Genomic DNA, 19,797 nt, shown 5'->3' on the forward strand with positions numbered 1-19,797 from the left:
TGCTAGGCCAACGGCCCGGTGTACGAGGCCCGCAGGCGGAGCTTCGTCGGCCGCTCGTACTCCTCGATGGCGTGGGCGAGCCAGCCCACGGTCCGCGCGATGCCGAAGATCGCCTCGCCGGCACCGCGGGGCATGCCGGCGAGGTGGGCCAGCAGCCCGAGCGCGAAGTCGACGTTGACGTCGGGCAGGCGGCGCCGGCCGGCCTCCTCGAGGATCGCGTCGGCGACGGCGAGCCGCGAGTGCCCGGGCACGGCGGCCCGGATTCGTTCGAGCAGCGCGGTCGCGCGGCCGTCGCCGGAGCGGTAGACGGCGTGCCCGAACCCCGGCACCCGCTCCCCCTGCCGGAGGCGCTGCCCCATCACGGCGGACGCCTGTGCCGGCTCGGACGTCTCGGCGAGCATCGCCTCGGTACCGAGTGAGGCCCCGCCGTGCAGCGCACCGCTGACGACGCCGAGGCCGGCGGCGACCACCGCGTACGGGTCGGCGCGTACGGACGCGGCGACCCGCGCGGCGAGGGTCGAGGCGGCCAGTTCGTGGTCGGCGAGGAGCACCGTCGCGAAACGCAGGGCGTCGGCGAGCGCCGGGGCGGCGTCCGGGGCGGCGAGCTTCGCCCACAGCCGCCCGGCGACCGGTCCGCCGGCGACAGGTCGGGGAACGCTGCCGGGCAACGCGTCGACGAGCCCGGCCACGATGCTCTGGCCGATGAGCGCGACCGCCGCCGGGTCCAGCGTCAGCCGCACGGGATCCGCGGCGGCGAGGGCGGCGACGATCACCTGCAGGCGCTCCAGCGGCAGCACGGAGGCCGGCAGCCCCGCCTGCGCCGCCCGGGCCGCGGCGACGGCCTCCGGTGCCGCCGCCCAGCGGTCCACATGATCGTGGTCCTTGCCCGTCCACAGCCAGCCGGCGACGTGTTCCAGGTGCCAGGTGTCGGCGAGTACCGTGGCGTCACGACCCCGGAAGAAGGGCCGGTCGCCGCCGAGCAGGGTGACGGCCGACTCGATGACCAACTCGGGGTGGCGCCCGGAGCGGCGGGGCCGGCCGCGCAGCGCGAGCCGCTCGACCTCCTCGGCGTCGAAGAGGCTGCGCCCGTCGTCGCCGCGGCGCCGCGTGAGCACGCCCCGGCTGACGTAGGCGTAGACGGTGGCGGTCTTCACACCCAGCCGCCGGGCCGCGTCCTCGACGCTCATCCACCTGCTCAACGCCACCCCTCCGGCCATGTAGGTTGACTTTCGTCAACGTTGACACATGATGAGCACGACAGTCAACCTGAACGCATGCCGCTGATCCATTTCCTCGACGTCACCAACCGCGACGGAGTCCAGACCGCCCGGACCGGGCTGTCCAAGTTCGGCAAGACGATGGTCAACTTCTACCTGGGCCGGCTCGGGGTGGCCCAGTCCGAGATCGGCTTCCCGTTCCTGTTCCACGAGGTGCCGTACATCCGCGCCCAGACCGCGCTCGAGCAGGCCGGCGCCTTCGGCGGGCTACGCCTGTCCGGCTGGTGCCGGGCCGTGGCCGCCGACGTCGAGCGGTCCGCCACGCTCGGCCTCAAGCACTACAACCTGTCGATCTCCACGTCCGACCAGATGCTGCGGAACAAGTTCCGCGGCCGGCTCGACCGGCCGGCGCTCATCCGCGAGACGGTCGAGGCGGTCCGCACCGCGAAGGCCGCCGGCGCGCAGACCGTCGGCGTCAACGCCGAGGACGGCTCACGCACCGACGACGGGTTCCTCACCGAGTTCGCGATCGCGGCGCGCGAGGCGGGCGCCGACCGCCTGCGGTACTGCGACACGATCGGCGGCGACACCCCCGGACGCATCGGCGAACGGTTCGCGAAGCTCGCCGGTACCGTCGGCATGCCCATCGAGACGCACTGCCACAACGACCTCGGCATGGCGGTGGCCAACTCGCTCGCCGGCGCGTTCGGCAACCTCGACGCGGGACAGGACGCCTGGATCAACACCTGTGTCAACGGCATCGGCGAACGGTCCGGCAACGCCGACCTCGTCTCGTGCATCCTGGCCCTGCGGCACGGATTCGGCGTGCCAGCCGGCGCCGAGATCGGCGATCCGCTCGACCTGACCTGGGCGCGGCGGTTCGCCTGGTGGGCGTCGTACGCGTTCGGCCAGCCGCTGCCCAACCACCAGCCGGGTGTCGGGCCCAACGCGTTCGCCCACGAGTCCGGTATCCACGCCGACGGCGCGCTCAAGGACCACCGCAACTACGAGCTGTACGACGACGAGGAGCTGGGACCGTTCCCGCACGACCGGCACGCCCGCGCCGGCCGGATCGTCCTCACCGGCGAATACGGCGGACTGGCCGGCTTCCGGCATGTATTCGACGACCTGGGAGTCGAGGTGACGGACGAACAACTGACGTTCAGGCTGGTCCAGCTCTGCAACGCGGCGACCGGCCGCCCGCTCACCGATGACGAGCTGCGGCTGATCGCCGTGTATCCGAACGAGCTGGCCCTGCTGTATCCAGGGCTGCTGATCCGGTAGCCCGGGCCGGGGCTACAGCATCCCGTGCTCGACGATCCAGCCGAGCTGCAGCAGTTCCTCGCCGGAGAACTCCAGCGCCACGATGTCTGAGAAGCGGCGCTGGATCTGGACCGGCGTGTACCGATGCACGGCGCAGTCCATCCAGATCGGGATGCGCGAGGCCGGGTTGGCCAGGACCACATGCCTGCCGCAGCGATGCTCCATGCCGGACCAAGCTAGCCCCGCGCGAGAGCCCAGGACACCCTGCCACCGGGAATGCTCCGGCCGAGTCTGTGTACACCAATTGGTGTAGGAGCGCAGGCCCCGGAGGCCACGCCGTCCCGGCTCCGGCGAACGACCCGGATCCGCAGCTCACGCGCCACTCACCGAAGTTAACCTTGGTGGGTCTCCCGTCGGTGGAGGCGGGGTCAACCCGTGGCGGGGCCGCCGCTCTGGACGGCCAGGATCGCCAGGCGCACCCGGTTCGGCGCGCCGGTCTTGGTCATCAGCCCGGCGATGTGGGTCTTCACCGTCGTCACACCCACGTGCAGGCGGTCGGCGATCTCCTGGTTCGACAGCCCCGCACCCACGAGGGCGAGCACGTCGCGCTCACGGGCGGTCAGACCGGGCAGCGCCACCGCCGCGGGCGGCTGGACCGCCTCCGCCGCGCCGTGCGCGCCGACCGCCCGCGACACGGGGCCGGACCCGCCGTCGTCGGTCACCGACCACTCCACGGCCCGGTCCCGCATCCGCACGACGAGCCGGGCGCGCGCGGCCGGGCCGGCGTGCCGAGCGACGTTCGTCAGGGCCTCCTGGGTCAGCCGGAGCACGGCCAGGCCCCGTACCGCATCCAATGTGGACACCTCCGGATCGATGTCGGCGTCGACCGTCACGCCGGTCTGCCGGGCCCGGTCGGCGGCGGCCTCGAGCGCGGCGGGCAACGACGCCGGCTCGATCGACACGACGGCGGGGGATCCCGCGGCGGTGACGGCCTCGGGGGCGCGCAGCACGGTGACGAGCTGCCGGAGGTCGGCGAGCGCGGCGGTACCGGTGGTGTGCACGTCGTCGAGGACCGCGACGGTGCGCGGGTCGGGCCGGGCGCCGCCGCCGGTCAGCACGTGCCGGGCCGCCCCGACCCGCAGGACGATCGAGGCGACGTGGTGCGCGACGACGTCGTGCAGCTCCCGGGCGATGGCGGTGCGCTCGTCGGCCCGCGCCGCCCGGGTCTCGGACAGCCGTCGCCGCGCCTCTTCCGTGGCCCTGGCCTCGGCCTGCCGGGCTAGCTGCCGCGTGGCGCGGATGTTCGCGCCGAACAGCACCGGGACGCCGACGAGGATGAGGATGTTGTACGTGACGCCGAGTGCCTCGCCGGGCAGTTTCCGCCAGTCGTCGGCATAGTTCACGCCGAAGAGCGCGGCGGTGACGATCCACAGCTTCGGGCCGGGGCTGTGCAGCGCGAGCTCCAGTGCGGCCCAGCTCGACCCGACCGTGGGGATGACCGTCTGTCCTTCGCCGCACAGCGCGGCGACCGCGAGGACCGCGGACTGCGCGAGTGCGCCCGCGAACAGGAAGCGGGCGCACAGCGGGATGAGCGCGAACTCGGTGAGATCGGCGGCCCAGTCGACCCAGTTGCGCGGCTCGGCCGGGTTGCGCAGCAGCAGGAGGTATCCGACGCCGCACAACGCGTGCAGGAGCAGCCTGGCCAGGGCGTATCGCTCGTCGAACATCCGGGTGAGCACGGCTCCACGATAGGGTCTCATCGAAGGATCGCGGCGGTCCCGCCCGCGCCTGCCGCGGCGAGGAGACCGGCAGCGGTCAGCGTGAGCGCGTCCGGGTGGATGAGCGGCTGCCCGCACAGCGCCTGCCAGGTGACCAGGGCGAGGAGGCCGGTGAAGAGGGCGGCGCCGAGCAGGACGAGCCGGGCCCGCCGGTCGGCGGTTCATGCGGTTTCGACCAGCCCGACCGGCCGGAGCGCGGCGCCGACCGAGAACTGTCGCCGGTCGGGCCGGTCGGCGGCTGCGGCGATGGTGGTGATCAGTCGGCAGGTCAGGATCTGTTTGGTGGGGCCGCCCTTGGTCCACAGGGCGAAGGCCACCGGCAGGCTGACCGGCCGGTCAGCCTGCCGGTCGTGGAAGGGCAGGGTGACGACGATGGCGGCGATCACCCAGTTGTTGCCCCAGGCGACCTTGTTGCGCCGCGGCCCGGTGGCGGCGCCGTCGTGGTGCCAGGCGGTGGCGTGGACCTTGCGGCCCGAGCGGTGGAACAGGGTGTCGTCCACGGCGATGAGTACCGGGGCGTCACCGGGCAGCAGGTGGGACACGACCAGCCTGGTCAGTGCGGTGCTGACCGGCGTGACACACCAGCGGGCGTGACCGAAGAACCAGTACGCCCGGGAGTGGTGCCATACCCCGGCCAGCCCGGCCCCGGCTCTACGTTCGCCCTGGGTGGATACGCGACTGTGAGCTGCATTACATTGATGGACGCCCATCAAGTCCCGGCGCCGCCGGTGATGAAGATTGCGCGTACCAACAAATTTAAGGAGTTCGATGTCAGACCTCACCCTCGGTCGGCGCGCGCTGCTGACCGCAACCGGCCTCACCGCCGGCGCCTTCGCGTTCCCGGCCGCCGCTTCCGCCCACACCAGCGGCGGCGACCCGGAGGTTCACACGCCGCAGCAGGCGCTCGCCCGCCTGCTCACGGGCAATCATCGGTTTACCTCCGGCCACCCGCGGCACCCGCATCAGTCGCTGGATCGGCTGCGGGAGGTGGCCGCCGGCCAGCACCCGTTCGCGGTACTGCTCGGCTGCGCCGACTCCCGGGTTTCCCCCGAGATCCTGTTCGATCAGGGAATCGGCGACCTCTTCGACGACCGGGTCGCCGGCAACATCGTCAACGAGTTGATGCTGGGGAGTATGGAGTACGCCATCGAGGAGTTCGCCCCGCCGATCGTCGTGGTGCTTGGCCACGAGCGGTGCGGCGCCGTCGCCGCCACCCTGTCGGCCATCGAAACCGGCAGCACCCCGCCGGGTCACATCGGCGCGATCGTCGATGCGCTGCGGCCGATCGTCGAGCCGTACGCGGGCACCGGCCCGAACGCCGTAGAGAACGCGGTCAACGCGAACATCCGCGCGCAGGTGGCCGCGGCGCAGGCACGCAGCGAGATCATCCGGGCGGCCGTGCGCGCCGGGCGCACCGCGGTCGTCGGCGCCCGCTACGACCTCGACACGGGTGTCGTGACGGTGGTTCGCTGAACCGGGCTCCACCATGGTCGGCAGCGCGCGAACGGCGTGCTGACTGGATGGGGCTGGTCCACTGAGGGCCAGCCCCGTCCAGTGCGGCTGGTCGAGACCACGCATTCGATCTTGGCCCGGGGCCCCGAACGTGGACCCGCCGGACTCCTGCCGGAGCCTGTTCGTCAGCGCGGGCAAAGCCCACTCGGCCTGCGACTCGCAGCAGGTCGAAGTGCCCGGATCGCCGGTGAATATCGGTACAAGTCCGAACCACAACTCCAAGATCGACGCAGGAAGATGGGGTCAGGCGCTCCTCGCAGGGGCGGTGCTACAGGATGAACCGCTCGTCGGCGAGCGGGCCGGTCACCTTGTCAGATTCCAGGAACAACCACGCCATCGGGTCGTCCTGCTGCTCGGCCGACCTCACGCCGGCGGCCTCCTCTCGCGTCGTTCCTTCCCTGTTCAGCACCGCTTTGTCCATGCCGACCTTCCATTGTGCCGATCGTCATCGAACTCCACCGTTACCCGGATCCTCACCCCGCGAAACGTGCGGAATCTCACCCCCCGAGACCGCGCACTTTGACGCCAGCGACCGGCGCGCCCTCCCGCGTTCGCGCTGTCGCTCCCGCACCCAACGGGCCGCTATCCAACCGGAGAAGATAGGCGCAGGCACAGCCTTCCAGCGCGATCGTTGGCTTCGACACCCAAATGATCAGGAAGCCGTGCCCGTCCTACCTGCCAATCACCGCGCCCGGCACGTCCCAGCAGAGACCGTCCGATCAGGATATTCCATCATCTTGCCGGGGCCGTGGCTAGCGGGCCACGTTGAGAATAAATTTTTCGTGGCCGCCGCCGTTGGCGTTGAACTGGCAGTTGACTATCCCACCGCCGGAGTCGGTGGCGGCCGTCACCCCGGAGCCGACCATGCGCAGGTACGCATTCGGAAAGGCCGTCGCCGACTCGAAGGAGAACGAACCGTCCGCCTGCGGGTGAAGCTTGAACTTCTCGTAGGGCTCCGCGCCGAATTGGCAGTTGACCGTCCCACCGCCGGGCCCCGAGGTGATGGCCGGCAACCCGGCGCCGTCCATGCGCAGATACACATTCGGAAAGGCCGTCGCCGACTCGAAGGAGAACGAACCGTCCGCCTGCGGGTGAAGCTTGAACCTCTCGTAGGGCCCCGCGCCGAATTGGCAGTTGACCGTCCCACCGCCAGAGCCGGCGAAGGTCGTCACCCCGGTGCCGTCCATGCGCAGATATACATTCGGAAAGAACGTCGATTGAATCGTGATCGGCGCGTCCCCGAGCGTCGCGAGATCTGTTACTGACAACGGCATGAGGCCCTCTCTTTCTCTTGGGAATACTCACAATAACCGGATCGTCACAGACAGATAAGCCCCAGCGCTTGGCGAGGGGCGAACGTAACGACGATGGCGGACATATACGACGAAACCGAACTCCAGCGCTATGCGGGAACCTCGTAACCGGCGACGACTGCGGGATCTGTCGCTTCGCGGCTGAACTGGCGAGTTCGCAGCACCGTGGCGAGTCACGTGGCGAACGACGACGGCCGGATTCTCAGCGAAAAGTGGTGAATTTTGCCCGCTGCGACTCGGGGCGCTCTGGGCGATCCTTCGGCAGAGCCATCCGCAACTGAGTTACCGATGCCCGATCGTGATCAAGTGCATTGGCGACGGGATCGAGAACTCCTGCTCGACCTGCTGCCCGAAGACTTCGAGCAATTGCCGAACCTAGCCGGAGGAACGTTTGGCGCAGCTCACCCGATCGGCGTTGAGTCACATTCCAAGGAGCCCGCTGCCGGCACAGTACATAGCGCGGTGGTGTTGTTCGACGTGCTGGGCGCGACGGTCGCCAACCACCGACCCCGGGAAAGGAGCGCAATGTACGGAAGGCTGCCGGTGACCGGCATCGGAGCGATCACGCCGGCCTGTTCGGCTGGCACCATGTGCTCGAGTTCATCGGCAGCGAGGTGATCAGCCTCGACACCACCGTGGCGTTCGTGGCACCGGTCTTCACCGCCGTCGTGCCGTACTTCCACCACGACATCCGCCCCCGCAGCGTGCCCCCACGGCTGCACGCCGCCGGCGTGAACAGGTGCTCCGGGGCGGCTGACAGCAGATGGACAGTAGCCTGGGGGCGTGCGATTCGGGGCGCTGGGGCCGCTGGCAGTGTGGACCGACAAGGGTAAACCGGTCACGGTTCCCGGGCGGAAGGTCCGGGCGCTGCTCGCCGCGCTCCTGGTTCACGAAGGCCGTGCGGTGTCCGTCGACGGGCTGGTCGAGTCGCTGTGGGGTGAGGCGGCCCCCGCCGACCCCGGCGCCGCGCTGCACGTGCGGGTTTCCCAGTTGCGCCGCGCTCTCGAAGGGGCCGAGTCGGGCGGGCGGGACCTCGTGGTGTCCCAGGCCCCCGGCTACGCGCTGCGGACCGCGCCCGAGGCCGTCGACGCCGCGAGGTTCACAGCGCTCCTGAACGATGCGGCGCAGACGGCCGGCGACCCCCGGACCCGCGCCGGGCTGCTGGCCGAGGCGCTGGGCCTGTGGCGCGGTCCGGCCCTGGCCGACTTCGCCGACGAGGAGTTCGCCCGCGCGGCCGCGGCCCGGTGGGAGGAGCAGCGGCTGGCCGCCGTCGAGGCACACGCGGAGGCCCGGCTGGACCTGGGTGAGCACCGCGAGCTGGCCGGCGAGCTGGGCGAGCAGGTGACCCTGCACCCGTACCGGGAGCGGCTGCGGGCCGCCCACATGCGCGCCCTGCATCGCGCCGGCCGGACGAGTGAGGCCCTCGACAGCTTCCACCAGTTGCGGCAGCAGCTCGCCGACGAGCTCGGCCTCGACCCCGGCCCGGAGCTCGCCGCGCTCCACCGCGCCCTCCTGGCCGGTGACCCCGCCGAGGACCCGCCGGCACCGGCGAACCAGCGGCCGATCACCAACCTGCCGGCACCCGTCACCGGCCTGATCGGCCGCGAACCGGCGGTGCGGCGGATCCGGGAGCTGCTGGCGTCCGGCCGGCTCGTCACGCTCACCGGCCCTGGCGGGGTCGGCAAGACCAGCGTGGCCGTGGCGGTCGGCCACGCCGTCGCCGAGACGTATCCGGGCGGCGCGTGGCTCGTCGACCTCACCGCCTGGGACGGGCAGGGCGACCCGGCCGAGCCGGTCCTGGCCGCGCTGTCCATCCCGGATCCGCCGGGCGGTTCGGAACCGGCGGGCGATCGCCTGGCGACCGCGCTGGGGGACCGCCGGACGCTGCTGGTGCTGGACAACTGCGAGCACGTGGTCGAGCGGATGGCCGGGCTGCTCGGCGAGCTGCTGCCGGTCGCGTCCGGCCTGCGGGTGCTGGCCACCAGCCGGGAGCCGCTGCGGCTGCGCGGTGAGGCCCGCTGGGAGCTGCCGCCGCTGGACGTCCCCGACACCGACGACCCGGGCCGGCTGGCCCGCTCGCCCGCGGTACAACTCTTCCTGGCCCGGGCCGGGTTGGCTTCGGCGCCGGAGACCGCGACCGGTCTTGCGGTCGTGGCCGAGATCTGCCGGCGGCTCGACGGCATCCCGCTGGCGCTGGAGCTGGCCGCGACGCGGGTGCCCGCGCTGGGCGTGTCCGAGCTGGCCACCCGGCTGCGGGTGCCGCGGGACCGGTTCGGGTTGCTGCGCCACGGACCACGCGACGCGCCCGAACGGCAGCGCACCCTGGCCGCGGTGATCGACTGGAGCTGGCAGCTCCTGGCCGAGGACGAGCGGGCCGTGCTGCGCCGGCTGGCCGTGCACGCCGGCGGGTGCACCCTCGCCGCGGCCGAGGCGGTGTGCGGCGGCGAGGTGCTCGACGTGCTGGCCGGGCTGGTGGACCGCTCGCTGGTGACGCGCACCGACGGGCCCCGGTTCCGGCTGCTGGAGTCGGTGTCCGCGTACTGCCTGGACCGGCTGCGCGAGGCCGGCGAGGAGGACGAGTTGCGGCGCCGCCACGCCGACCACTATCTGGCCCTGGCGGAGCTGGCCGGGCCGCGGCTACGCGGGCCCGGCCAGCGGGAGTGGCTGCACCGGCTGGACGCCGAGGCCGCGAACCTGCGGGTGGCCCTGGAGACGTTCCGCCGGGCGGGCGCGGCCGGGCCGGCGCTGCGGCTGGCCGAAACGCTGGTCTGGTACTGGTTCCTCCGCGGCCGCCTCACCGAGGCGCGCCGGGCGCTGGCCGGCGCGCTGGCCGTGCCGGGCGAGGCACCCGCCACCCTCCGTTCCTCCGTCGAGGCCTGGGAGGCCGGCCTGGCGATCCGGCAGGGGCAGGCCGGGCCGGAGCGCGCGTTCGAGGTGCTGCAGCGGTACGACCGGACGGCGGATCCGGCCGGCCGCGCCCGGGCCGAGTGGTTCCTCGCGGCCTCGATCATCGACTTCGGCGACGTGACGGCCACCGGCGAGCTGCTGGATCGGGCGCTGGAGACGTTCCGCGCCACCGGGGACCGCTGGGGTGAGGCCGCGGTGCTGGGCATCCGGGCCATGCTCGCTCACATCCGGGGTGACCAGGGCGCTCTGGAGCACGACGCCCGGCGCAGCGCCGAACTGTTCGGCGAGCTGGGTGACGACTGGGGTGTGCTCCAGGCGACCGACTGGCTGATCGGTCTGGCGGACATGACCGGCGACCACGCGGAGGCGGCCCGGCTGAGCCGCGACGGCCTGCGGATCGCCGAGGACCTGGGGCTGTGGTCCGACGTGGCCGGCCGGCTGGGCTGGCTGGCGTGGATCTCGGTGCAGGTCGGCGACTACGCGCACGCCTACGAGTACGGCGAACGGGCGAAGCGGCTCGCCGCCGAGCAGGGGCTCCGGGTGAGCGAGGTGTTCGCCACGATCAGCCTGGCGTTCGCCGCCCGCCGGTCCGGCCGGCTGGACGCGGCCGAGGAGCACCTGCGGTGGCTGCTGACGTCGGCCCGGCAGCAGCAGACCGCCGACAGTCACCCGCCCCACCTGTCGATGGTGCTGGCCGAGCTGGGGTTCCTGGCCGGGCGGCGCGACGATCCGGTGGCGGCGCTGACCTGGCACCGGGAGGCCTTCGACGTGTTCGGCGAGCAGGGCGCCCCGGCCGGCCTGGCGTGGGCGCTGGTGGGCCTGGCCGACGCCCTGGTCCTCGACGGGCGCCCCGGCCTGGCCGCGCAGTTGCTCGGGACCGCCGACGCCGTGCGGCAGAAGAACGGTCAGCCGATGTCGGTGTCGGAGCGGGAGGAGGTGGACCGGATCACGGCCGCGGCCCGCGCCGCCGAGCCCGGCTTCGCCGACCTGTTCGCGCGCGGCGGTGAGCGCACGCCCGAGGAGGCCCGGTCCCTGGTGGACGGGGACCGGGCCTGAGCGTCTACTTCGGGACGTAGACGTGGATGACGATCCCGGAGTCGAACCGGTGCAGTTCCGCCAGCTTCAGGTGGGTGGTGTCGAACCCGGCACCCTCGAACAGGTGCTTGCCGGCGCCGACGACGACCGGGAAGTACCAGAAGTGGAACTCGTCGACGAGGCCGTGCTCCACCAGGGTGCGGTCCAGCTCGCCGGTGCCGTACTTCAGGATGTTGCCGCCGGGCTGCTCCTTGAGCTTCGCGACCTCCTCGGCCACGTCCCCCTTGATCAGCGTGGCGTTCCAGGTGGTCTCGGTCAGCGTCCGCGACGCCACGTATTTCGGCATGTTGTTCATGAACTCGGCAGCTTCGCCGTCCCGGCCCGACCACGCCTCCGCGAAGGCCTCGTAGGTCACCCGGCCCGTCAGCATGGCGTCCACGCCGGACATCAGCTTCATGGCGTAGTTGTTGTGGTCCTCGTCCCAGTACGGCTGGCCCCAGTGCTGCGGCTCTGCGCGGGAGGCCGTGGACGGCCGAGTGTCGTCGATGATCCCGTCCAAGGACACGAACGTCGACTCGATGATCTTGCGCATTGCCACACTCCCGTCGATCCCGCCGGCGGCCCGTTTCCGCCTGCCCTGATGCCGACAAGGCTGCCGGGCCGGCCTTACGGTTTCCTTCAGGTCGCCCTACGTCCCGGCATTCGCCCTGCTCACGCCACCAGTCGCTGCTCCTCAAGCTCCGTCAGCCGGACGGTGCACAGGCTGCCGCGCTCGGCCTTCACCTCGGTCACCTTCAACTGGGTGCCCGGCGGGAGGATGTACTCCTCCTCGCCGGTGAACGCGGAAAACCGGCGAATGCCGACGGCCCGCACCGGGAGCACCTCGAAGAGCGTCCGCTTGCCGCGGCTGCCGAGGAACGCCTGAGCCACGCCGAGCTTCGACGTGCACGACGACACACCCCACCACGTCACGGTCTGGCCGAGCGGATACTGCGACCGCAGGTCCAACGACACCCCGCGCCACAGCGGCTCGGTGCGGGCGGGCAGCCGCGACACGGCCGAGAACAGCAGCCGCAGATAAGGCAGATAGGGCACGATCCTGCTCCGGTCCGGGTCGCGCAGGGTGGCGTTGATCTGCCGGTAGAACGCCGACTCGCACGTGTAGAGATACAGCGCGGCGACCTCGTCGGCGGACAGGCCGCCGACCGCGTCACCCGCCGTGTCGGCCTGCGCCCGGCCGAACTCATGCGACTGCTCCACGTGCCAGTCGAGACCCGACAAGATCTTGGCCGCCGGGGCGATCGCCGCACGGAAGTCCATGAGCGGGGTGTCGAACACGCCCGTGATCGCGGGCAGGACGAGGCCCTCGTCCTTGACGCTGGCGAGCCGCTCCAGATAGAGCTTGTGCAACTCCATCGTGGAGGCGATGAACGCACCCATGCGGTCGGCGGTGCCCCCGTCCTGACTATTCCAGCCCTTGCTGGGCAACCAGTCGATCTCCCCGGCACCGAGCGCGGCGAGCGCCGCGTTGACCACGGCGAAGTGCTCCCCGTCGCAGAAGACGTCGCCCTGCGCCGCCGGGTTGGGGTGGTCGATGTGCCGGACCTCCACCGCGGGGTACTTCTTCTGGAGGCGCAGCACGATGTTCTTCAGGTTGCGGGCGTGCGCGCCCCACCACGCGAACACCACACCCCGGTCCTCCTCGGCGGCGTCCTGCTTCGCCTTGAGGATCTCCTCGACGAGCTTCTCGACGACCGGCCGCCAGAAGGCGGTGTGCTGGTCGGTGGCCATCGCCCCGTCGCCGCTGGCGGTGAGCGACGCGTTCAACAGCAGCACGCCCTGCGTGAGCATCGCCTGGAACCATTCCGGCGGCTGCACGGTGTCGTGCTCCTTGAGCAGCGCGCGGATGTCGGCGATCGGCGTCTTCTTCGCGATGCCGTACTTCCACATCGCCGCCGCCTTGATGATGCAGCGGATGCTGACGACCCGGCCGAACTGGCTGTCGGCCCAGTCGTGGAAGGTGTTGTCGAACATGGCGATGCCGGTGGCGCTCTCCGGCCGCGGATAGGGATTCTGGCCGAAGACGACGACCTTCCACTTGTGCGGCGGGTTGGGCTTGAGCGCCTGGAAGGTCAGCTCCCGGACCGGCACCACCTGCGGGCTGCGGCCCGGGCCCATGAACGTGGCCGCGGCCGGCTGCGCCTCGATGACGGGCTTCAGCAGCGGCAGCCACGGCTCACCGCCGCCCGTGAAGAGCTCGGCGAGCGCCAGCGGATCGGCGGGATCGGCGGGCGTCGGGGCGGTGCTGTCGCTCATCGTGGACTCCCGGAATTGGGCGGTGGAGGGTCGACGGCATGGCACAGTAACACCGACCTCCGACAATTTTTCGGCTCGCACGGCCCCGGTATGTTCATGCCGCCGAAGGCCCTCTTTCTCTGGATCGGAGTGCGCCCATGACCGTCAACCACGCCCAGCCGCAGCTCAGGGTCGTGCTGAGCGACGTCAACGCAAAGGTCGTCCAGGCGTGGACGTCGGCGTTCGCCGACACCGCCGAGGTCGAGATCGTCAAGGGCTCGATCGTCAACCAGCACGTCGACGCCTGGGTCAGCCCGACCAACTCGCACGGCCGCATGGACGGCGGGGTCGACGCGGTCGTCAAGCGCCACCTCGGCGCGGGGATCCAGTTGCGCGTGCAGCGGGCGATCCGCGACGAGTTCGGCGGTTCGCTGCCGATCGGCAGCGCCGTGTGCGTGCCGTCCGGCGCGGCCAACCCGAGGTTCCTGATCTCGACGCCGACGATGGAACACTCGGTGGAGAACGTGCGCGAGACGCTGAACGTGGCCCTGGCCTGCGCCGCCGCGTTCCAGGCGATCCACATGCAGAATTCGCGGGAGCCGGGCAGCATCCGGTCCGTGGCGCTGGTCGGCATGGGCGCGGCGACGGGCAAGGTCCCCCCGCAGGTCTGCGCCAACCTGATGTGGGCCGGCTACACCCTGTTCAACGACTACTCGTTCCACGACTACGAGGACCTGCGCCAGACGGTGACCGGGCAACTCGCCGACATCGAGGCCCGCCCCGAGACCGAGCGGGTCCGGATCACGCCCCCGGCGCGGCCCCGCACCCGCGGCTGACCAGGTTCCCGGCCGAACTCGGCCGCTCGCCCCGTTCCTGACCCCGACCGCCGGGAACGGGGCGACCGGAAGGGACGTCGCGCTGGTCGCACACGCGCACGTGGCGATTCGGGCAAAGATGCTGCACCCTGACCAAGATCATCAGCGGCAACCATCCGGTCAGCGCCGCGCTCTTCGGGAGGTGCGGGCGGGCGCAGCAGGCGAAGCCCGCAAGCGGGAGCGGGCGATGCACCATACGGATCGCACCCTTCCCGGCGCCGGGCAGCAGGTCGCTACCACCTCTGCTGGTGAGCCGGCAGTGCCGACCGACCACGCTCGGCGGCCGGCTCGTGGGCGACTCTGGCACGGCCCGGCGGGCGGATCAGGAAACTAGGCGCCGTGAGCGATCCTGCGCCGGATTTCCTTGATCGTCACAACGTCTCCGCTCCTTGAGTCCTCGGCCCGCCAGAAATCCATACCGTCGGTTGCGATGACCGAGGCCGCCGCGTCCTGCCCGCGCACTTCGGTCTTGACGGCCGCGCCGGCCGCCGACAGCGATTTGTGCACCTGGCCGCCGTAGCGAACGCTACCGTCCCCGAGTAGTTCGGCACGATAGGTGATACCCAGATAGTCACCGTAGAGGATGGCGCCTGGTCGTAGCCGCCCTGCCGCGATCAGGTCCGAGACACGGAGCTTGCGCTCCTCCGGACCGACCCGTCGCCTTGGCGCAGAGGAAGATCGCGCCGCAGACGAAACCGTCATCGTCGGCCCCACCGGCGTCGGGGCAGGAGACGAGCTCACCTCCGCCGGGTCAACTGAAGTCGGGAACAATGGACTTGCGGCGACCGGAAAATCAAATGTCGCCCGGGCCCGTGCCAGGCTGGACCGGATCGCATCTCCGTTGAGTTTCGGGAGCCGCCGATCGAGCAGCTCCACGAGGTCTGCGGCAGGCTCGCCGGCCGCGAACAGCTTCGTCAACTCGGCGTAGACCTGGCGGTCGACGAAGAAACTCTTCCACATCTCCTCAATGCGGTTCTCGCGCATGTTCTCCTTGCTCAACAGGCTGAGCAACTCCATCGCGACCTCGGGATCGGAGTCGACGCGGACGGCGCGGAAAAGCTTCTGTTCGATGGGCACCGGCGCATGAGCGTTGTAGACGCGCCACTCAGCGCCATCGGTCAGCGCAACCCACTCGACACCAGCAACGGCGGCGTAGCTGATCGTCTGGTTCGCCCACCGCGGATCGTCGAGATTCTCGCCGAGCCCCTTCGCCTCGATGAACAGCCGTGGCGTCCGCAGGAGCAGGAGGGCATAGTCCACCGGGTTATCGGTTGTGCGGCGCCGATACTCACGGTGGACCTCATCCGGGTCGTAGACATCCCAGCCAAGGGCATCGATGATCGGTTCGATCAGGCTCGCCTTCGTGTTCTGCTCGCCGAGCCGCTGCGGATGGCGGCGAAACCTCTCCAGCCGTTCGACACTCTGCTTGATCCCGTCTCGCAGCTCACGCACGTCTCGCTCCTAGCTCCGGGTGAACAGATCGTAGTACCGCCGCACCCCTGAACGGCCCGAGCAGAGCTTCCGCACCACAGCCACGTCAATGCGGCCGCAGGAATCCAAAGCCGCCCCAGCGAGTCGACCTGCCATCGAGCCGGGCCAGCGGCCGGACGCCAACGCTCACAGGCCACTCCATATGTCCTTGGGTTCCGGCATTGACCAATACGATGTCATGGGAGGTTCTATACGTGACAAATCGGTTGCCTGACGATACTGACGACAGGCCCGGCTCATCGACCTTGCGTGGACATCTACGTCGCGGGCGTATACTCCTGAACCCGGTGGCTGGGGCGCCGTACTGCAAGTTCGGCGCGCACCGCAAGAAGCCGCACGATGGCGAGCCGGCTCCAGCGACAAGCCGCTGGATGATCACCGTCGCAGCCATCGAGGCGATCGAGCATCCGACACGCCCCGCTGCGGTCTGCGTACACGCCGGCAGTGCCACCGTCAGGCTCAGCGAGGCCAATAAACAGCGGTCGAACCGTGGCAACGCCGCAAAGCAGCCGCTGAGCCACACAATGTGGCATGGACCTGTCAACGCTCCGAAATTTTCAGCCGTCGTTGACATCGCCAACATGCCTCAAAGAAGGGCAGCTCCGACGGGAGCTGCGACCTGGCATGGCACACAGCGGCAGCCTTGATTGGCGTAGGCGCCTCAATGAAGGGCAGCTCCGACGGGAGCTGCGACACGTACTCGTCGGGTTCGGGGATGTCGCCTCGGATCCGGCCTCAATGAAGGGCAGCTCCGACGGGAGCTGCGACGTGGTCAGCATGCTGCCGCCGGCCGGGTGGTGCCCGCCTCAATGAAAGGCAGCTCCGACGGGAGCTGCGACCGAACGTGTGCGCATCCTCGAGACCCCGCCGACCGAGCCTCAATGAAGGGCAGCTCCGACGGGAGCTGCGACGGCATTCCCTGGCGACAGCGGCTCCGTCGTCTTCGAGCCTCAATGAAGGGCAGCTCCGACGGGAGCTGCGCCTTGACAGCAATGGCCGCTGGGAACGCAGCGAGAACTAGCCTCAATGAAGGGCAGCTCCGACGGGAGCTGCGACCCCACGCCGAGGCAGATGCGCCGAGCGCGGTTCCGGCCTCTGCCTCAATGAAGGGCAGCTCCGACGGGAGCTGCGACCGCTTCGTGGTGCCGTCGACGTCAACGGAGGCGTCGCCTCAATGAAGGGCAGCTCCGACGGGAGCTGCGACCCGCTCTGTGCTGCGTAAAGCCGGTCGTAGTCCCAAGGCTGCCTCAATGAAGGGCAGCTCCGACGGGAGCTGCGACGGACCCTGGCCAGCCGGCAGCGTCCGCCGCGTCTACGCCTCAATGAAGGGCAGCTCCGACGGGAGCTGCGACCCGTTGCGGGCGGCGAGCCGATCGAGGGCATCGCGGCCTCAATGAAGGGCAGCTCCGACGGGAGCTGCGACCGCCGAGCATGAGGGCCGCCGGGCAGTGTTCGCCGCGCCTCAATGAAGGGCAGCTCCGACGGGAGCTGCGACGAGGGCCAGATGACGCAGTGGACCGGCGAGCCGGCGCCTCAATGAAGGGCAGCTCCGACGGGAGCTGCGACCGGTACTCCCGGCGTTCCTCGTGACTCATGTCCTGGCCTCAATGAAGGGCAGCTCCGACGGGAGCTGCGACCACGCCGCCGAGCAGCACCGCGACCTCGGGCACGGGGCCTCAATGAAGGGCAGCTCCGACGGGAGCTGCGACCGGTTGGCATCAAGACTCCTGGTGTTCATGTTGGTATGCCTCAATGAAGGGCAGCTCCGACGGGAGCTGCGACCCTGCTCGGCTTCGCATGCCTGTCCGCCGGCGTGCCTCAATGAAGGGCAGCTCCGACGGGAGCTGCGACAGGGCACCCGCCGGTTCACCGACACCGGCGCCGAGGAGCCTCAATGAAGGGCAGCTCCGACGGGAGCTGCGACGGTTATGCGCCACTATTTCACCGCGACGTTCCTCCAGCCTCAATGAAGGGCAGCTCCGACGGGAGCTGCGACTCGGCACCACCCAGCGGCACCGGTCGTAGTCGCCTCAATGAAGGGCAGCTCCGACGGGAGCTGCGACGTGGCCACCGACGCGCTCGCCGTGGGCGGCAGCCAGCCTCAATGAAGGGCAGCTCCGACGGGAGCTGCGACCTGGAGTTGCTGCGGTGATGGCGCGTCCACGGTGTTGCCTCAATGAAGGGCAGCTCCGACGGGAGCTGCGACGCGTTCGCGCTGTTCGCCGGTCAGGCCGACGCCGCCGGGCCTCAATGAAGGGCAGCTCCGACGGGAGCTGCGACCGCAAGGCCAACTGGCGGGACCGGATCGCGAAGGCGCCTCAATGAAGGGCAGCTCCGACGGGAGCTGCGACCGGTGCGGTCGGGGCGGTGGTGGCGGCTCGCCGGGCCTCAATGAAGGGCAGCTCCGACGGGAGCTGCGACGTCCGCCGGCGCCCACCGGTCGACCCACGCGAGGCCGCCTCAATGAAGGGCAGCTCCGACGGGAGCTGCGACCGGCAGGCCCTGGCACACCGGGCACTCGTCCTCGCCGCCTCAATGAAGGGCAGCTCCGACGGGAGCTGCGACACCATCACCATCAGCCAGACGCTGAGCGCGGGCGTGCCTCAATGAAGGGCAGCTCCGACGGGAGCTGCGACCGCGATTGAGCACCGCGACGAGCGGCCCGCCGGCGAGCCTCAATGAAGGGCAGCTCCGACGGGAGCTGCGACGCCCTACCCGGCCTCAACCCGGCCACCGCACGGGAAGCCTCAATGAAGGGCAGCTCCGACGGGAGCTGCGACCGCGTTCCAGATCTGCTGCCAGCTCGCACCGTTGCCGCCTCAATGAAGGGCAGCTCCGACGGGAGCTGCGACCTGTATGGCCTGCTACGGCAGGCTGGTGCACGCGATCTCGCCTCAATGAAGGGCAGCTCCGACGGGAGCTGCGACACCATGACCGTGACGCCGGCCGCCGCCGGCGGCTCGCCTCAATGAAGGGCAGCTCCGACGGGAGCTGCGACGGCCACCGCCGAGCACGCCGTCACGAACCTCGCCGAGCCTCAATGAAGGGCAGCTCCGACGGGAGCTGCGACGCGGGAGCACGGAGGTAAGCGCGCCACCCGGCGGGCTGCGCCTCAATGAAGGGCAGCTCCGACGGGAGCTGCGACTCTCGATCTCTTCGAGGAACGCCGATGAGGGGACGTTGCCTCAATGAAGGGCAGCTCCGACGGGAGCTGCGACACCATGACCGTGACGCCGGCCGCCGCCGGCGGCTCGCCTCAATGAAGGGCAGCTCCGACGGGAGCTGCGACGGCCACCGCCGAGCACGCCGTCACGAACCTCGCCGAGCCTCAATGAAGGGCAGCTCCGACGGGAGCTGCGACGCGGGAGCACGGAGGTAAGCGCGCCACCCGGCGGGCTGCGCCTCAATGAAGGGCAGCTCCGACGGGAGCTGCGACTCTCGATCTCTTCGAGGAACGCCGATGAGGGGACGTTGCCTCAATGAAGGGCAGCTCCGACGGGAGCTGCGACTGGGTTCGGATTCTAGTACCGGTGAGCAGCGCTGACGTAGGTTTGCCGCGAAGGGTGCGTTCCAACGCTTCGGTACAGGCCGCTCAGATGGCACAGAAGGTCACGCGTTAAGGAAAACATCCCTGGCAGGGTGGCATGCGACGGCTGCACGCATACGGCCGGGATGACGGAGGCTTCGCCGACGATCTAGAGAATCGCCGGACCGTGGTCCGTAATCGTGCGACTACGGCCGATCACGTCGAGCGTACTGCGTTGATTTTCCCTCAATGAGCCGAGGTCGCAGAAGAGCACGGAGTCGGTGGTCTCGTCGATGAGGTTGATGAGCTGCGCCCGGAGGCGCAGCAGCTTCGCCGGCCGTGCGTCGACGATGAAGACGCTGTACTGGACGCGGTCACCGTACGACTCGAGTTTCTTCGCGACTTGTGTCCGGCGTAGGTCGTCCGAGATGTCGTATGCGATGAGGTAACGCCGCACGTCGTCCAGGCTCATCGGATCTTGATGCCTTGGTAGCCGGGTTGCGTACCGTCGATGACGCCGAGCACGAGGCGTGCCTGGACCTCCATCGCCCGCCGCCACGTGACCTCGTAACCGAACAAGGGGTG

At 70.2% G+C, this 19,797-nt stretch carries 14 protein-coding genes and 1 CRISPR repeat array; of the genes, 5 read left to right on the forward strand and 9 right to left on the reverse strand.

Features of this window, described 5'->3' with window-relative positions; genetic code table 11:
* Positions 1–2: 2 nt before the first annotated feature.
* Positions 3–1,187: a citrate/2-methylcitrate synthase gene (locus tag Drose_RS31010; protein WP_260724817.1), complete on the reverse strand. Its 1,185-nt coding sequence runs from the start codon at positions 1,185–1,187 to the stop codon at positions 3–5.
* 87 nt (positions 1,188–1,274) lie between these two features.
* On the opposite strand from Drose_RS31010, the gene Drose_RS31015 reads away from it, so the two are divergent.
* On the forward strand, positions 1,275–2,501 hold the full coding sequence (locus tag Drose_RS31015) for a homocitrate synthase/isopropylmalate synthase family protein (RefSeq protein ID WP_260724818.1): 1,227 nt from the start codon (positions 1,275–1,277) through the stop codon (positions 2,499–2,501).
* A 12-nt stretch (positions 2,502–2,513) separates the two neighbouring features.
* Here Drose_RS31015 and Drose_RS31020 read toward each other — a convergent pair whose 3' ends face one another.
* The 3 genes from Drose_RS31020 to Drose_RS31030 form a co-directional block, all read right to left on the reverse strand.
* Positions 2,514–2,705, reverse strand: coding sequence for a hypothetical protein (locus Drose_RS31020; RefSeq protein WP_260724819.1), 192 nt, complete (start codon positions 2,703–2,705; stop codon positions 2,514–2,516).
* A 203-nt stretch (positions 2,706–2,908) separates the two neighbouring features.
* Positions 2,909–4,219: a helix-turn-helix transcriptional regulator gene (locus Drose_RS31025; RefSeq protein WP_260724820.1), complete on the reverse strand. Its 1,311-nt coding sequence runs from the start codon at positions 4,217–4,219 to the stop codon at positions 2,909–2,911.
* A gap of 200 nt (positions 4,220–4,419) precedes the next feature.
* Positions 4,420–4,968: a transposase gene (locus Drose_RS31030; RefSeq protein ID WP_260724821.1), complete on the reverse strand. Its 549-nt coding sequence runs from the start codon at positions 4,966–4,968 to the stop codon at positions 4,420–4,422.
* A 28-nt stretch (positions 4,969–4,996) separates the two neighbouring features.
* On the opposite strand from Drose_RS31030, the gene Drose_RS31035 reads away from it, so the two are divergent.
* Positions 4,997–5,731: a carbonic anhydrase gene (locus tag Drose_RS31035; protein WP_260724822.1), complete on the forward strand. Its 735-nt coding sequence runs from the start codon at positions 4,997–4,999 to the stop codon at positions 5,729–5,731.
* A gap of 791 nt (positions 5,732–6,522) precedes the next feature.
* Here Drose_RS31035 and Drose_RS31040 read toward each other — a convergent pair.
* Entirely contained in the window at positions 6,523–7,044 is a 522-nt protein-coding gene (locus Drose_RS31040; protein ID WP_260724823.1) for a fascin domain-containing protein, read from the reverse strand.
* A 327-nt stretch (positions 7,045–7,371) separates the two neighbouring features.
* Here Drose_RS31040 and Drose_RS31045 point away from each other — a divergent pair, with 327 nt between their 5' ends.
* Together Drose_RS31045 and Drose_RS31050 are read left to right on the forward strand one after the other, a co-directional pair.
* A complete protein-coding gene (locus Drose_RS31045) occupies positions 7,372–7,701 on the forward strand; it encodes a hypothetical protein (RefSeq protein WP_260724824.1) in 330 nt (109 codons plus the stop codon).
* Positions 7,702–7,866: 165 nt separating this feature from the next.
* A complete protein-coding gene (locus Drose_RS31050) occupies positions 7,867–11,046 on the forward strand; it encodes a BTAD domain-containing putative transcriptional regulator (RefSeq protein WP_260724825.1) in 3,180 nt (1,059 codons plus the stop codon).
* Positions 11,047–11,050: 4 nt separating this feature from the next.
* Here Drose_RS31050 and Drose_RS31055 read toward each other — a convergent pair whose 3' ends face one another.
* Together Drose_RS31055 and Drose_RS31060 are read right to left on the reverse strand one after the other, a co-directional pair.
* The gene (locus Drose_RS31055) at positions 11,051–11,617 is read right to left on the reverse strand and encodes a dihydrofolate reductase family protein (protein ID WP_260724826.1); all 567 of its coding nucleotides are present in this window, start codon (positions 11,615–11,617) and stop codon (positions 11,051–11,053) included.
* 119 nt (positions 11,618–11,736) lie between these two features.
* On the reverse strand, positions 11,737–13,341 hold the full coding sequence (locus tag Drose_RS31060; RefSeq protein ID WP_260724827.1) for an ADP-ribosyltransferase domain-containing protein: 1,605 nt from the start codon (positions 13,339–13,341) through the stop codon (positions 11,737–11,739).
* Positions 13,342–13,478: 137 nt separating this feature from the next.
* On the opposite strand from Drose_RS31060, the gene Drose_RS31065 reads away from it, so the two are divergent.
* Positions 13,479–14,156 (forward strand): macro domain-containing protein, encoded by a 678-nt coding sequence (locus tag Drose_RS31065; RefSeq protein WP_260724828.1) that lies wholly within the window; start codon positions 13,479–13,481, stop codon positions 14,154–14,156.
* 369 nt (positions 14,157–14,525) lie between these two features.
* Here the strand turns inward: Drose_RS31065 and Drose_RS31070 are convergent, their stop codons facing one another.
* Together Drose_RS31070 and cas2 are read right to left on the reverse strand one after the other, a co-directional pair.
* Entirely contained in the window at positions 14,526–15,647 is a 1,122-nt protein-coding gene (locus Drose_RS31070; RefSeq protein WP_260724829.1) for a restriction system modified-DNA reader domain-containing protein, read from the reverse strand.
* Between the two features lie 622 nt (positions 15,648–16,269).
* Positions 16,270–19,195: direct repeats of the CRISPR family, unit length 36 nt; unit sequence GCCTCAATGAAGGGCAGCTCCGACGGGAGCTGCGAC.
* Positions 19,196–19,381: 186 nt separating this feature from the next.
* The gene (cas2, locus tag Drose_RS31075; protein WP_260724830.1) at positions 19,382–19,684 is read right to left on the reverse strand and encodes a CRISPR-associated endonuclease Cas2; all 303 of its coding nucleotides are present in this window, start codon (positions 19,682–19,684) and stop codon (positions 19,382–19,384) included.
* Between the last annotated feature and the right edge of the window lie 113 nt (positions 19,685–19,797).

It is taken from the genome of Dactylosporangium roseum (assembly GCF_025264685.1).
GTDB lineage: Bacteria > Actinomycetota > Actinomycetes > Mycobacteriales > Micromonosporaceae > Dactylosporangium > Dactylosporangium roseum.

Excerpts from the sequence above, each read along its gene's own strand:
- Drose_RS31060 (WP_260724827.1), bottom strand. The coding sequence starts at position 13,341 with ATGAGCGACAGCACCGCCCCGACGCCCGCCGATCCCGCCGATCCGCTG.
- Drose_RS31055 (WP_260724826.1), bottom strand. The coding sequence starts at position 11,617 with ATGCGCAAGATCATCGAGTCGACGTTCGTGTCCTTGGACGGGATCATC.
- Drose_RS31010 (WP_260724817.1), bottom strand. The coding sequence starts at position 1,187 with ATGAGCGTCGAGGACGCGGCCCGGCGGCTGGGTGTGAAGACCGCCACC.
- Drose_RS31030 (WP_260724821.1), bottom strand. The coding sequence starts at position 4,968 with ATGGGCGTCCATCAATGTAATGCAGCTCACAGTCGCGTATCCACCCAG.
- Drose_RS31040 (WP_260724823.1), bottom strand. The coding sequence starts at position 7,044 with ATGCCGTTGTCAGTAACAGATCTCGCGACGCTCGGGGACGCGCCGATC.
- Drose_RS31015 (WP_260724818.1), top strand. The coding sequence starts at position 1,275 with ATGCCGCTGATCCATTTCCTCGACGTCACCAACCGCGACGGAGTCCAG.
- Drose_RS31045 (WP_260724824.1), top strand. The coding sequence starts at position 7,372 with ATGCCCGATCGTGATCAAGTGCATTGGCGACGGGATCGAGAACTCCTG.
- Drose_RS31065 (WP_260724828.1), top strand. The coding sequence starts at position 13,479 with ATGACCGTCAACCACGCCCAGCCGCAGCTCAGGGTCGTGCTGAGCGAC.
- cas2 (WP_260724830.1), bottom strand. The coding sequence starts at position 19,684 with ATGAGCCTGGACGACGTGCGGCGTTACCTCATCGCATACGACATCTCG.
- Drose_RS31020 (WP_260724819.1), bottom strand. The coding sequence starts at position 2,705 with ATGGAGCATCGCTGCGGCAGGCATGTGGTCCTGGCCAACCCGGCCTCG.